The organism is Prevotella sp. KH2C16, from assembly GCF_900113305.1.
In the GTDB taxonomy this organism is placed as follows: Bacteria; Bacteroidota; Bacteroidia; order Bacteroidales; family Bacteroidaceae; genus Prevotella.
Window position 1 is genome coordinate 41,254 of the sequence record NZ_FOOW01000018.1, and the last position, 14,092, is coordinate 55,345.

Sequence of the window (14,092 nt, forward strand, 5' to 3'; positions counted from 1 at the left end):
CAACTTTTGCAGAGCAAAGCGCTTGTTAGTACTCCAATCGCTGTTTCTTTTCGCATTGGCAGGAATGGCACAGAAAGACTATAACACAGAGTTTCAGCACCTGTTAGAGAAAGGAGACACCACGGCTATGCACCATCTGCTCGCTGAATGGGAGCGGACAGGAGAGGCCTCGGGCGACTTATATGCCGCTTGGGCTAATTACTACTGGGCCAAGGCACAAGAGTCAGCACTCCAGATGACAACTCAGAAACCCAACAATGGAGAGGCGTTGGAACTACAGGATAGCACGGGACAAACGAAGGGATACATCACAGGCACAACGATTTATCACGACTCTTACCTCCAAAAGCTCTTCAACAAACTGGACGAAGGCATCGGGAAATATCCGAACCGTCTCGACCTTGCTTTCGGGAAGGTGCACATCCTACTGCAAACAGGGTGCGGGGAAGAGGCAGTAAAAGAAATCGGAAAGGTATTGGAACGCACTAGAAAGAATAAAAAACAATGGAGTTGGGCGCAAGATCAACCTACGCCGAAGGAGGGGGAAGAGTTTCTCAGGGACTGCTGCCAGGACTATTTCTCGCAGATTGTCGATATGGGCAACGATAGTCTGTCGATGCAATTTGCTGAAATGTTGCTCGCCTATTATCCCACCCATATTCCCTTCAGGACTAACAAGGCCAGTCTGATTGCTCAGAAGGGAAATTACGAGGAGGCACTCAGCCAGTTCCTGGCCATCCACAAGGACGCACCCGACGATTTAATCGTTTCCTACGACATCGCCTATCTATATGAGCAACTGGGTAGGAAGGCCGAAGCCGTCAGATATTACATCCTCTTGAAAGACTCCAATGATGCCGAATTTCAGGAAATTGGGCGCAAGGCTGTTCAAGAATTGACTGCCAAGGAAAAGCAGGGAGAGAATTGAAGAAGAGATAAGGAGTGAGCCTCCCAGTCAAGAGATATACCAATAATAGACGGCACTATCCATCCCAGTAGGGAAAAAGCGAGGAGCGAGTTCCTAAATAAATTATCTTCCATCAGATTGACAGCCTTTCTTTGAAATTGCTGTCGCCTTCTCCAATTGATTTCTTACTCATTACATGAAGATTTCAAGGATTGTTTTTGTGTTTCTGCCTATATTCTTGAGGCGACACCCCTATACGATTCTTGAACATACGGGAGAGATTCTTCGGACTGCCAAGACCGACCTCAAGAGACAAATCCTCTATGGAATCAGAACTGCAGACTAACAATTGAGCCAACCGTCGTACACGCAGACTGATTACATACTGATGAATTGGCTGCCCCGTCTCTCGCTTGAAGATTTCCTCAAACAGACGCCGCGACATAGGTACCATTTGCAGAAGGCTTGCCACGGACAAATCTTCTGAAAGATGCAAATGAATATAAGAGAGCACTTTCAGAATATACTTATTCTTGGTAGCGAAAATATCCGTGGACTGACGCTCTACAATTTCATTAAAGCCAACTATCACATCCCTGATCTCGGTTTCTGTTCCACGCAACAGCTCATTTATATAAGTAGCAGCCTCATAGCCCGCATGGAAGACATCGAGGTCCAGACTGGAAAGAGACGGATAGGAAAGACTGCAGGTTATCTCGTCATTGTCAACCCCCAATACGGCAATATCAACCGGTACACGGATGTTCAACATACGACATACCTCCAGTATGGTATTAGCACGGGTGTCGTCGCAGGCAAATATAGCTGTCGGATGAGGCAACGCCCGTATCCATTCGACCAAAGGATCTGAATCGTAGTACCATAGATTTTCCAATGGTTGTTTCTGATAGTCAGACACTTCCTCACCCATACCCAGCTCTTGCAACCGAATACGGAATCCCCTGCCACGCTCTTCGGACCAGACCGCATCTTCATAACCATAGAACGCAAAGTTTCGGAATCCCTTACTGACAAAATAATCAGCCACCTTGCGACCCTGAGAAAGATAATCGCCCGTGAGATTCGGTATTGTGTCGAAACGCCGCTTAAAGTCTTGGGCCAGCGCAATGATTCCATGCCGAGGGAACATGCCGACATCATCCGAAGAATCAAACTGTCCGATAATTGCATCAGCCTTCCAGTGGCAGGCCCAATTGACTACACCCTCAAGCCCATGCTCTATGCGGAAAGAAGTAGGCATGCGGCACACGACCCATGGCTCTCGCCCACGGGCATATTCCTGTATACCCTTCAGAAGGTTTGAGGCATAAGCTTCTGTAAAATCCGATAACAGTATAAGTCGAATCATTTCACTTTCAAAATGTATTTCTTAACATTCCAGCCATCAAGGAGGAGGTTATACTTTTCCTGCCTTCCGCCCTCAATCGTACAAGTTATCTTACGCTCAGTATGAGGCTCCAGAGATACATAATTATCTGTATAGTGGGCAGGCACCACGAGGCACCCTTGCTTGTCGGTCAAAGCCATACGCAGAAAGAATGCAACGATACCAGACTGGTTAGTCAGACGAATCGTAAGAACTGTCTTTCCGCCTGCCGTCTGCCGGTCTACTTCCATTGCAACAGTTGCTGTAGGCATTTCCGACAACGACCTATAGTCAGCATAATGGCTGATTGGCGTGGATATCCAGTCGGAGGCATCCCAGTCATAGACATCCATGTCTGCTGTTAGCGCATAGTCGTTACAAGCGATTACATGGCCTTGACTATCTTTCAAATACAAGAAGAGAAAGGCATTACCAGAGAATTCTGGTAGAGGGAAAACATCCTCTACGGCAAAAGATTCCGCATTGAATGTCTTCTGTTCAGAACCGATACAGTCGCCCCCAAGGCTATATAGTTTTGCCTCGGCAGTCAAGGTTTCTGGCAGAAAGGTTTCATTGACAGCTACTATTCGCTTCCGACCGTAATCATAGATAAGCTGTAGGGAAGCATTACCCTTCCGGACTGAATAATATGAAGCATTCGGAACCAGATAGTGATCATAAAGCTGCCAGTAAAGTCCAGGACGCGCAGCATTGAGCATCCACTGAATAATCCCCGTCGTTTTCGGGATGTTCACGCGGAATGCCTCAAACATAGCCCGTGTACTCTCGTAGTTAGCCAAGTCGGCCTTATGAAGAAAATCATATAAATTCTGTGGAGTACCATAGCGAGCCTCCACAACTTCCTGCAACTTATCAAGTTTGCCCATGGAAGAGGCAGAGGCTGTGCAATGATAGCCCCATACAGAGGATATCGGCCAGGGATTCTTACCAAGCATACGCTCCAAAGACTCGCGCTGTGGCAGCTGAGCTCCAATGCCCGTCTCGGTATTAAACCCGATGGCACCCCCTGGAGCCTTGTGTGAATACCAATAGGATGGGCCGACATAGTCGTAAGGGCCTGCCATTTTCATGCCTGCCGTGCCCGACAGCTGAGTCTCCAGTTTCTTGGCAGAAGTTATATACGGACGGCTTGGATCTATCCGCCGGAGCAGACGACGATATTTTTCTTCCAAAGGCATACACGGAATCTTATCGCTGCCTACAAACCAACAGATTATACTTGGATGACGACGCAACCATAGTACCTGATCATGTAAGTATCTAACCATCAAGCTGATATCTTTATCAGAAGTCATGCCACCATAAAGCTCATCGCAGGGCTTTCCAAGGTATTCCTCCCATTCCCAATGACAAGTCCAGCCCGGAAGAACCATTATACCAAGGCTATCGCAGAGTTCAAAGACATCCTGTGAATTTCCCCAGATATTCTCCATCCGGATGGCATTCAAGTTCATATCAGACACATAGCCAAGTTGCAACCTATAGGTCTTAGGAGTATCCCTCATGAAAATATCGTCAGTCCATCCTGCGCCACGCACAAGCACTCTGCGCCCGTTGAGCGTGAAACCACGATTACCCTCTTCCGTGAAAAAATCTCCTATTTCGCGTATTCCGAACCTGAATGTAAAAGAATCCTCTATTCTCTCGCGACTAACAAATTCCAATTTCATTCTATAGAGTGTCGGTGTACCCATATTATGACACCACCAGAGTTTCGGGTTCATAACATACAACTGAGGCACAGCATCAGAAGTGAGATTCAGCAACTTCTCCTCACCACCCTTCAAGGTAACTGGAACCTGGAAGCTCCTACCATCGAAAGAACCACGAAGAAAACCGGAAATCTCACACTGAGAGAAATTTCTGACTCCAACCGATAATTGCAGCCAAGCTTCTTGAAGCGTAGTTGCATTAACCTCACTCATCACAGAAGGATCCTTCAGCATAACATCCCCACAGGTAATGATGCTGACTGGGCGAATAATTCCCAGACTCTCATCGGCCGGGCGGGGATTCCAGTCCACATAACCAGCATTAGGCTCTCCCGCGCGAGCCCTTGACACCTCTATCTCCAGTAGATTGACATTCTTCACCTTCTCAGTAATATCCAGAGTATGTCGAGTATAAGTTCCACAAATCTCCGTGCTGTCAGCAATCAATTGACCATTTAGTCGGACATTGGCTCTGTAGCTGATGCCATCCAATTGGAGAATTACATGTCCAGCAAGCTCTGCAGGGGAAAGACGGAAGGTACGGGTATAAGTCCAAGGCACATCAAAGCGTGTCCGATCAATATTCTTATAGGCTGTGCCTTCCAGCAATCCTGGGTATTCTCCATTATCGGTGAGCACGCCCATTACTGTAGAAGGCACAGTTGCCTTGTATTTTCCCTGCAGCACCCATCCATCATGAAGAGGAATCACCTTAGCTTCCATTAAAAGACATGCCTGCAGAAAACACGCAACCGAGAATACCCTTAATAGATTTCTATTCATAGCTTTTTCTTACATTGACTCACATAACGATGCTGCACCGAAAAGAGCCGCATCATTCAGACCAGTTGGGAAGACCTTTAAACGCTCAGCCAATTTGGCATAAGGGAATGATGCTATTTCTTTCCACATGAATTTCTCGAAAAGATCGAAGCCTGAAGCAATGCCACCACCGAAGATAACAGCCTCTGTATCATAAGTAAACATTACCGTTTTAATAAATCGCCCGATATGGATTCCGAATTCATTCCATACTTCCTTGGCCATCTTGTCTCCTTGACGAGCGGCCCGACCCACATCCCGAGCTGTACATTCACACTTATTAAGGAAATAATGACTGCTACAATAATGCTCTATATCGGAATCCTTATAAGAGAGCGAACCCAATTCACCTGCTCCGTCATTACAGCCACGATAAAGTTGCTTGTCTATGACTACCCCTGCTCCAAGTCCAGTACCTAATGTAACCCCTAAGAAGTTATTGTAGTTGCGACCTTCGCCAAAATGAGCTAAACCAAGAGCGAAACAGTTAGAATCGTTATCCAGAGAGACTGGTACATGAAAAACATCTTCTAAACAAGCCTTGAGAGGAACCTCCTTCCAAGAAGGTATATTCGCAACATTGTAAACAATACCCTCCTTGCGATCCATTACAGAGGGAATGCCTGCTCCAATAGCTGTAACCTCAGGTGTTTTCACTCCTCTGACAAGTTGAACAAGAACATCGAGCACCTCTTGCTGAGACCCGGCTGACGGACAAGATACTGTTTTCTTACAGAGAATCCTATCGCCGTCTATGAGGGCAGCACGCATATTGGTGCCACCCATGTCAATACCTATGTTCACTCGTTAGTTGAATTAAAATAGAAACATTTATTTATGCGTAAAAGTTGTACCTGCAATTGATTTCTAACCATTTAGTGGAACTTTATTCATTAAGTATTATCATCGCTATGCGCAACTCCAATGCAAAGTTCCGGAAAATTCTCGAAAGTTACAATCATTTTGCAGGATATCAAGTAAATGATAAGGGAAATATTCCTTGCCACGGTGTTATACCCATATTCTCCATAGGTAAGCAGTAACACTTTCCATCTATTTTTTGAATATTCTAACATAGTCCACTTCCATTTCGCTGGGAAAAGCATGATCGTCTACACCGTACATTCCTCCCCAGTCTCCGCCAACAGCAACATTGAGAATAAGATAAAGGTCGTGATTGAATGGCCAGATTTGAGGATCGGATTTATCTTCAGGATTGAAAGTGAGATATACATTACTAGGATGATCAATATAAAACTCTATCCCTTGATCGGTCCAGTTCATCCCATACACATGGAAATTCTTTTCCACATCGCCTAAGTTGCTGACAGAAGCAGTAATCTTGTCTTCTGGCTTGCCGGATAGCGTATGAGATGTGTGAACAGTAGTATAGATTATATTCTTGTCGCATCCCACATATTCCATCATGTCAAGTTCTGAATAGGCTGGTTGAGCCGCAGTACCGTAAAACCAAATAGCAGGCCACATGCCTACTCCTCCCGCAAGTTTAGCTCTTACCTCCACACGGCCACGGTGGATTTCTTTTTTGCCTCGCGTAGTGAGTCGAGCCGAAGTATAGTCTCCGATTTTCTGTCCAACCCCTGTTTTGATAGCTTTGATTACCAATTTTCCATCTCGAATGAAACTATTTTCGGCACTATTCGTATAGTTCTCCCATTCATGGTTGCCCCATTTCCCAATACCGGTTTCATAATTCCACGCCTGCGGATCTATCTCTGGCCCATTAAACTCATCATTCCACCAGAGAGCCTCATGCTGTAGCTCATACCATGAGTCGTTCTGGATGTGGATGGTTTGAGTGCCTGTTGCTTTCTTCTTTCCGTCGGTCATAGTCAATGTTATGTCGTAAGATCCAGCTTTTGGAAAATAACGGGTTACTCTTTTACCTTCATATGTGCCGAGTCCCTGCCCGAAGTCCCACGAGCAAACGGTTGACGGCAACACCTCTTGTGCTTCAAAAGTGATGAAATTGGAGCCTGAGCTGTCGTTCAGAACTATGAATCTGGCATTGGACTTAGCCAGAGCTGTATCCTGTGAACTACCACAGGATACAGCAGTTAAGGCTGCATAAAGAATAATCAGTTGTGAGAATGTTTTCATTATGGATTCATTTGATGGTCGATAGCGTCTAACAAAGAGTTAGGGGAAGAAGCGTCATAATCAAGTAGCCACATGAACATGCCTAATCCATCAGCATTCTTAACGAATGTCGACTTGCTGGCCACGCTGTTTTCAGCTCCTGATACACCTACATAGAAAAGGTTGCCGATTTGGCTCTTCGAGGGAGCGTCCGGATTGTTCTTTACTATATCAAGATAGGTGGGATAGCTCAGATATTGGTCTATCGTGCCCCATGTCGGTGATACACCGGCTGGAATAGCATAGTTGACTCCAAATCCGCCTATGCCCACAAGCATCTTGCTGGCCGGTATGCCGGCTGCATTGGCAAATCGGCCTAGATTATCGCTGACTTGCCAGTCAGGGGCATGAGGAACCGGACTCAAATCCGTCCCGCCAAACAGCATCAAATTGACCCAGTCAAGCCGGTCGCAGTTGCCCAGGAAATAGAATTCATAGTTGTTCCAGGCTTGTGGCACGGAAGCCGTAATGAAGAAATGGTCGTAGGGTGCTTCTCGTTCTGCAGGGAAAGTCTCTCCCAACTCTTTAAAGAAGTCTACAAGACCATTATGATCCTTCAGCGTTCCAGCATCGTTGTTCAGGTTATTGATATAAATGTTTATACCATCCAGCCCATAAGTTGTTACAAATGACTTGAGCTGTGATATCAAGGCTGCTCGCTTATCCTTGTCAATGAGTACATCGTTAAAGAATGTATCATTATAACTACCGTTGCCCATTGGGAAGGAAATGTTTCCTGTTACATCAATGAGGACATAAACCCCATTGTTATGAGCATTGGAAACCAGGCTTTTCAGGTTGGCAAGTGCCGCAGCGTCAGGCATAGCAAATGTCCCTGACTCATCACCGACAATAAGTCCTTCTATCATCAGATGGGTAATCTTATCCCATTTGATTTGTGCTACATTAATAGCGGTAGAGGCAGCCCCCATCACCACATGCTCATAGGTTTTCGGTACGAATGGCTTGATGATAGAAACATTGGCTGTCCGGAAGTTGACGATGCCGTTCCGTTCTGCCTCCAAACGGAGTACGAACGGATCGGCTGATTTTATAATATATTCAAACTGGGTTCCTTCGGCCACTTGCTCGCCATTAATCAGCCACCGGCAGGTAGTCTCGTCGACAGGTGATACTTGGGCATTGAAACGAATCGTATCGCCAAGATTATAAATGAGGTTGCCTACCCAATCCATGCGGATATACGGAATCTCATCGTCAGCAAATGTTGGATCGCTGACCGAATTATCACAAGCTCCAAAAGTGAGGGCTGTAAGTATTATGAAAAGAAAATATTTTAAATGTCTCATAACGATTTTGATTTATTGTTTATCCCACCAAACAGGTGTCGTCCAGTCGTAAGGCTGTATCTTCTCTATGGCGGCATTATAGTTTTCTGGATTTTTAACTTGTTCATCTGACGGATAAAGTAATCTGCGTGGGAATTGTCCGTTTGACTGATTGCGGGCAGCATCACGATTGAGAAATTTTATTTTAGGAATCCCGGTTCTACGCCAGTTGGCAAACGACTCAAAAGGATTTAACAGGTGCTCTACCCATATTTGCATGTTGATTTGTTCGATGCCGGTAGTTTCTTTATAAGGGTTAGCTTTGATGAATTTATCAAGATCCGTATCAGAAACTGCGGGAGCACCGTAGAGCGTCATCTGTTGTACGGCAGCTTGTAGTCCTTTCGTAAAATGCTCGGCAGCACTTCCTGTTCCCAGATTCCAGCGTTGGGCACATTCGGCCAGCAAGAATTCTGTTTCAGCATACGACATGTTGATGTAGGGTGCATCGTAAGCAGTTAGCCATTTGGAAGGCTGCAGGTAAGTCAGTCGAGCAGGCACTACAACATTGGCACCGTTCACTTCAATAGTTACATCTTGTGTAGGACTGTTGGGATCATCATCATAGTTTTCCCAATCAAAACGGTCTGTAGGCCTTGACATTTCAGTCCAGTTACCAACTTTCTCGTAAATCTTCTGTGTGATATCAGTCGCATCTGCATCTTCCAGATAGCATCCTCCATAAATAGTGATGCGTGGATCCTGGGTTTTCTCCATATAGGCTATCAAGTCGCGGGCGATACGGAAATTGTGAGGATCGGCCATGAACCGGTTTGACAAAGCATTTCCTCGTCCTGGACCTTCGCTTGGGTTTGCAAAATTCTCATAGTGAATGGCACAGATGTCATCATTACTCTGCATCACACCATTGGCTATGGCTTTCGTTGCTTCAGCCTTGGCTAAGTCGGGCATCACCTTGATGAGCCTGAGTGCCAGTCTCAGGTGGAGTGAATTACAATAGCGTTTCCATTTTGTGATATCGCCATTGAAATACTGATCGTAAGTGATGAGGTCGCCATTGACATCCAATTCCTGGTTAGCTATGTCCAGTTGGTTGAAAAAATCGGTATATATATCCTGTTGGGCATCATATTTGGGTTTAAGTATACCACTATAATAACCATAGCCAGCTTCCGAATAAGGTATGTCGCCATACATATCTGTCAGTTGGGCATAGACATAAGTACGCATGATACGCCCGATGGCATTGATGTTCTTTAGGTTCGGATTGTCTTTGGAGCGTTCCACGATGTCGACAAGTCCCTTGGCCATTCGGCCATAGCGTTGATACCACATCTCGCCCATATAGGAATCATTCTTAATGCCCAGGCACCCATATTCAGTAGTGCCCCAGTCGCCGCACCATTGGTGGGTCCATCCGCCTGGATACATCATATAGCGATGCCATTCCTGGTAGTCATTGGTAAGCATCATCTGCAAGTCGGGTAATATCAGGTTCGGATCCATATCGGTAGATTTGGTAGGATCCTGGTTGATGTCTCCAAAGTCATTGCATGACAGCATGGGAAGGAGACAGACAAAAGCCATGCATATTATTTTTATTTTTTTCATTATAGTCATTTGTTTAAAGGGTCAACTTAACGCTAAAGCCAAAGTTCCTTCTTGAAGGAAGCGAACCGTATTCAAAGCCCTGGCCATTGCTGTTAGAGTAATTGGACTCAGGGTCAACATTGGGAATATCAGAATAAATCGTCCAGAGGTTTCTGCCATAGAGTGAGAATACTACACTCTTGAGAGGAGTACCGAGAAGCCAGCTGTCGGGTAACTGATAGCTCAGTGAAAGTTCTCGAAGCTTCACAAATGAAGCATCATAGATAAAAGGTTCCGGAGTATTAGCACTTTCGAAATATGCCCAGTATTTTTGAGGGTCCACTGGTGTCTTGTTAGGCTCATAGACAGGATTTTCTGGTGTCCCGACATTGACAACGCCTTTCCCGATGAATCCTCCTGTTGGTGTCCAGTCATTGATGGTGAGGTTAGCTTGTTTTCTAAGTTCTTCAGAATAATACCAACTGTCTCTGCCTTCAAGCGTCTCCTCAGAGGTTCCGTTGAGATGCGACATCATGGCACTCATAGAGTAGACATCAGCCCCCCACTTCACATCAAAGAGTACACTCAGAGACAATCCTTTCCATGTAAAAGAAGTACCTATACCAGATGTCCAGTCGTAGACACCATTGCCTAGAACTTCCAGTTTATCACCCACCACAGGATATCCGCTGCGGTCGAATATGACTTGCCCGTCTTCTGTGCGAGCCATCTTCTTGCCGACAATCACACCGTAGGCTTTTCCTTCAATAGCTTCTATCATGGCTCCAGCCCAACGAGCTTCTGCCAATGGATAGGCTGTAAGCTCTGGATGCAGGCTTTTCACCTTATTACTATTTTTGGCAAAATTGATGAAAGCATCCCATTTCAAATCTGGTGTTTCAATAATAGTACCATTTAACCCAAGTTCAATACCTTGGTTGATGATCTCTCCACTATTTACCGTGGCTTGTGTAAAGCCTGTTGTGGTCGAGATGGGGAGATCCATTATCTGATCTTGAGTTGATTGATGATAATAAGTAAAGTCGAGGTTCACGCGATTGTTGAAAAACTTGAGCTGTGTACCCAATTCATAAGAATAGGTGCGGGTGGGTTTCAAATCATGGTTAGGCACACCTGTGGAAGATATCTCACCTAACGGCTTACCGTTGAATGTATAGGGTTTCACGCCATAGTTCAAGCTCAGGCGATAGGGGTCGGTATCACCACCAACTTCGGCCCATGAAGCCCTTAGTTTTCCAAACGAGAGAATATTGTTCTTGGGTATCAGCTTGGTGAAGATGAAACTGCCGCTTATTGAAGGATAAAGGTAAGAGTTTCGTCCTTTAGCGAGCGTAGAAGACCAGTCGTTGCGAATAGTAGCATCAATGTATAAGAAATCCTTGTAGGCAAAGTTTATAGCACCATACACCGACCTCACTTGCTTGCGACCTTTATAATAGTTGAGTGAATGGGTTACATAATTACCAATACTTTCCATACCGGGAATAATCTGATCATTACCACTATTATTGAAAGTTTCTGAATTGAAGAACATAAGGTTGCCACCCACAAAGGCGCCAAGGTCTATCACATCATTCAGCTTCGTGTCATAGCGTAAAATAGCTTCAAGGTTGGTTTCCTGAACATCCGTAGAAGTTTCCGCCATGGCACCTTGTGGAGCGGTAGGAGTGTTGATGCCTTGAAATTCTGTCATACGGAATTTATAAAAGTCGGTTCCTGCCCGTCCTTGTAGAGTAAGCCCATCTATAATATGATAGCGTAGTAACATATAGCCCATCACTCGGTCTTTCTTAGAGTTGTTGCTCATGTTATTGATAGACCAATAAGGGTTGATGCGATAGATGTTTCCGCCGTTCCAGTCGCGGTATTTACCATACTCGTCTTCATAATTGGCAAGCCAGTGCTGATCGAAGTTTGGAGCCAGGCCGATAAGACTCAGGCCAATATTATTGGGTGAGTCGGAAAGAGCCGGCCGATTATCCACCGATTCATGGATATAGTTGGCGCGGCCTTCAATGTCGAGCTTGTCGAGCAGTTTGGCTGACCCCTTTATCATAAACGAAGTACGCGACATATCGGAACTTGGCACGATATCCCAATTGCGCATATCAGAAACAGAGAAAAGTAAATTAGCTTTTTCGCCCGCAGCTGTTAGCGACAGCGAGTTTGTCAGGGTTGAACCTGTGCGGAAGAAACTGGATATATTATTCTTGACATTACTATAAGGTTTTGTCGAGCCGTCAAAGATATAGCCTTGAAGTTTGCCATCAATTTTGGCACCCCATGCGCTTTGCGACACGCCTCGGCCTACATCCTTTGTTATTGGCAACTCGCCGTTGCGTCCGTAGCCATACACACGCTGATAGTCATCAAATTCAGAGAGTTGGTTTACAAAATCGACGCTACTACTGAAACTGATGCCCAGTCCTTTCTTCTTGGCTGACTTAGTTGTAATGAGTACTACACCATTACTGGCTCGCGAACCATAAAGGGCGGCAGCGGAAGCTCCTTTCAATACAGATATGTTATCTATATCGTCGGGGTTGATGGCTGACACACCGTCGCCCATATCATAGCCTCCCCACATACCAGCCCCTCCCAACTGTGAGTTGTCCATCGGTACACCGTCAACTACATAGAGAGGTTGATTGTTGCCGTTTAGTTCGCCGTTACCGCGTATTACTACGCGCGTAGAGCCTGACGGTCCGGCAATGGTCGACGAGATGTCAACACCGGGTATCTTGCCAGACAAAGCTCCCATTGCATTGGTTGGGCGAGTCTTCGCAATCTCGTCGCCCTGAACTTCGGTTATTGCATATCCCAACGCCTTTGCCTCACGGCTCATGCCCAATGCGGTAACGACGACCTCGTTGAGGTTCTTAGAATCTTCGGCCAATTGTATATCCAATGACTTGGTTGAAGTGATTTTGATAATGCGGGATTTGAATCCGATGTAAGAAAATTGTAGTTCGCAGGGAATTTCAATTCGAATCGCAAACTGCCCATTCGCATCGGTGGTGGTGCCAGTTTTAGTGTTTACTTGTACGACGCCAACACCCACAAGTGGTTCTCCGTCTGTTGCGGAAGTGACTCTACCCGTTATTCTGTTTTGGACTTGGGCTAAACAGCTCACTCCGAAACATAACAGAATTAATGTAGTTGCCAATTTAAGTTTCATTTGCATGGTAGGTTGATTTATTATTAATTCTTTAAAAAATATCCTCATAGCCTATTACAAGCCGTCAGTTTAATAATGTCTCTATACAGCAGAATTTATCCGAGGCAGCAAGCATCACACTTGAAATTCTCTACTGGTTGAACCCAAAATACCGAAAACCACCTGCATTGACTCACAGGGAATCCAGAAAAACTGTCGAGGCAGTATTCTCCCAACTGAATAACCACCCCATAATGATATTACTACTACCCAAACAGCTAACTGGCTTCTTTGCGAGAAAGGCCGTTAAAGTCGCCACTTTTACGATACTCCAGTATTTTATTTTTAGCAACCATAGGCCTATGAGGTTAGTCAAGCATTCGTGTCTTAATCCAATCAATGGACATATATTTAGGTTTTTATGAAACAAAAATAGTCAATACAAGGCAATGGACTTACCTGTTTTGCGTATTAATATCTTCTTTTTGTGCAAATATAGTAAATATAATCCAAACATCGGGCAAGCTCCGGGGAGAATCTCACGGGCCGGGGACCGGCTGCACGCACAAGGACAAACGCCGGGACGGCCAACAGCCGGCGCCGGCAGGGAACATGCCTGCACCGCGGGTCTGAAATCCGCAAAATCGCGAGAAACCGGAAATGGGTCAAGATGCCCAAGGTGTTGGAGTTCAAGTCTCACAAATAACCTCCTTCACACCCTTTACTCCATACTCTCTTTAATCTGTTAATCCCTAATCTTGTAAATTTCCCCTGTTCTTGAGGCGGAGGTGCTCCCTCCCTGCAGGGGATAGGCTGGGGAGAGGCCACGAAAAAGAGCCCCCCGGGACTGAAGATGTCCCGGGGGCTCTCGGTTTCAAAAGGGGGCGGCGGCCTACTCTCCCGCATTGCACTGCAGTACCATCGGCGCTGGCGGGCTTAGCTTCTCTGTTCGGAATGGGAAGAGGCGGGACCCCGCCGCCACGGCCGCCCGGATGGGGCGACACG

At 45.7% G+C, this 14,092-nt stretch carries 8 protein-coding genes and 1 rRNA gene; 1 reads left to right on the forward strand and 8 read right to left on the reverse strand.

Annotated elements, in window-relative coordinates; translation table 11 throughout:
* Window positions 1–64: 64 nt before the first annotated feature.
* Window positions 65–928 (forward strand): tetratricopeptide repeat protein, encoded by an 864-nt coding sequence (locus BM114_RS10715; RefSeq protein WP_143089312.1) that lies wholly within the window; start codon window positions 65–67, stop codon window positions 926–928.
* Window positions 929–1,112: 184 nt separating this feature from the next.
* Here the strand turns inward: BM114_RS10715 and BM114_RS10720 are convergent, their stop codons facing one another.
* The 8 genes from BM114_RS10720 to rrf all read right to left on the reverse strand — a co-directional run bounded on the left by BM114_RS10720 (window position 1,113) and on the right by rrf (window position 14,079).
* A complete protein-coding gene (locus BM114_RS10720) occupies window positions 1,113–2,276 on the reverse strand; it encodes a substrate-binding domain-containing protein (RefSeq protein WP_092113317.1) in 1,164 nt (387 codons plus the stop codon).
* Entirely contained in the window at window positions 2,273–4,810 is a 2,538-nt protein-coding gene (locus BM114_RS10725; RefSeq protein ID WP_092113319.1) for a glycoside hydrolase family 2 protein, read from the reverse strand. Before BM114_RS10725 ends, BM114_RS10720 begins: the two co-directional genes overlap by 4 nt.
* Before the next feature lie 9 nt (window positions 4,811–4,819).
* Window positions 4,820–5,653, reverse strand: a complete 834-nt coding sequence (locus BM114_RS10730; RefSeq protein WP_092113321.1) for an ROK family protein — start codon at window positions 5,651–5,653, stop codon at window positions 4,820–4,822.
* Window positions 5,654–5,902: 249 nt separating this feature from the next.
* Complete coding sequence (locus BM114_RS10735) at window positions 5,903–6,970, reverse strand: family 16 glycosylhydrolase (protein ID WP_092113323.1); 1,068 nt, start codon at window positions 6,968–6,970, stop codon at window positions 5,903–5,905.
* The gene (locus BM114_RS10740) at window positions 6,970–8,319 is read right to left on the reverse strand and encodes a glycosyl hydrolase family 18 protein (RefSeq protein ID WP_092113325.1); all 1,350 of its coding nucleotides are present in this window, start codon (window positions 8,317–8,319) and stop codon (window positions 6,970–6,972) included. The genes BM114_RS10735 and BM114_RS10740 overlap by 1 nt, the downstream gene beginning before the upstream one ends.
* A gap of 12 nt (window positions 8,320–8,331) precedes the next feature.
* The gene (locus BM114_RS10745; RefSeq protein ID WP_177207094.1) at window positions 8,332–9,930 is read right to left on the reverse strand and encodes a SusD/RagB family nutrient-binding outer membrane lipoprotein; all 1,599 of its coding nucleotides are present in this window, start codon (window positions 9,928–9,930) and stop codon (window positions 8,332–8,334) included.
* Between the two features lie 13 nt (window positions 9,931–9,943).
* Window positions 9,944–13,156 (reverse strand): SusC/RagA family TonB-linked outer membrane protein, encoded by a 3,213-nt coding sequence (locus BM114_RS10750; protein ID WP_369808423.1) that lies wholly within the window; start codon window positions 13,154–13,156, stop codon window positions 9,944–9,946.
* Window positions 13,157–13,966: 810 nt separating this feature from the next.
* Window positions 13,967–14,079: ribosomal RNA gene (gene rrf / locus BM114_RS10755) — 5S ribosomal RNA — on the reverse strand.
* Window positions 14,080–14,092: the final 13 nt, after the last annotated feature.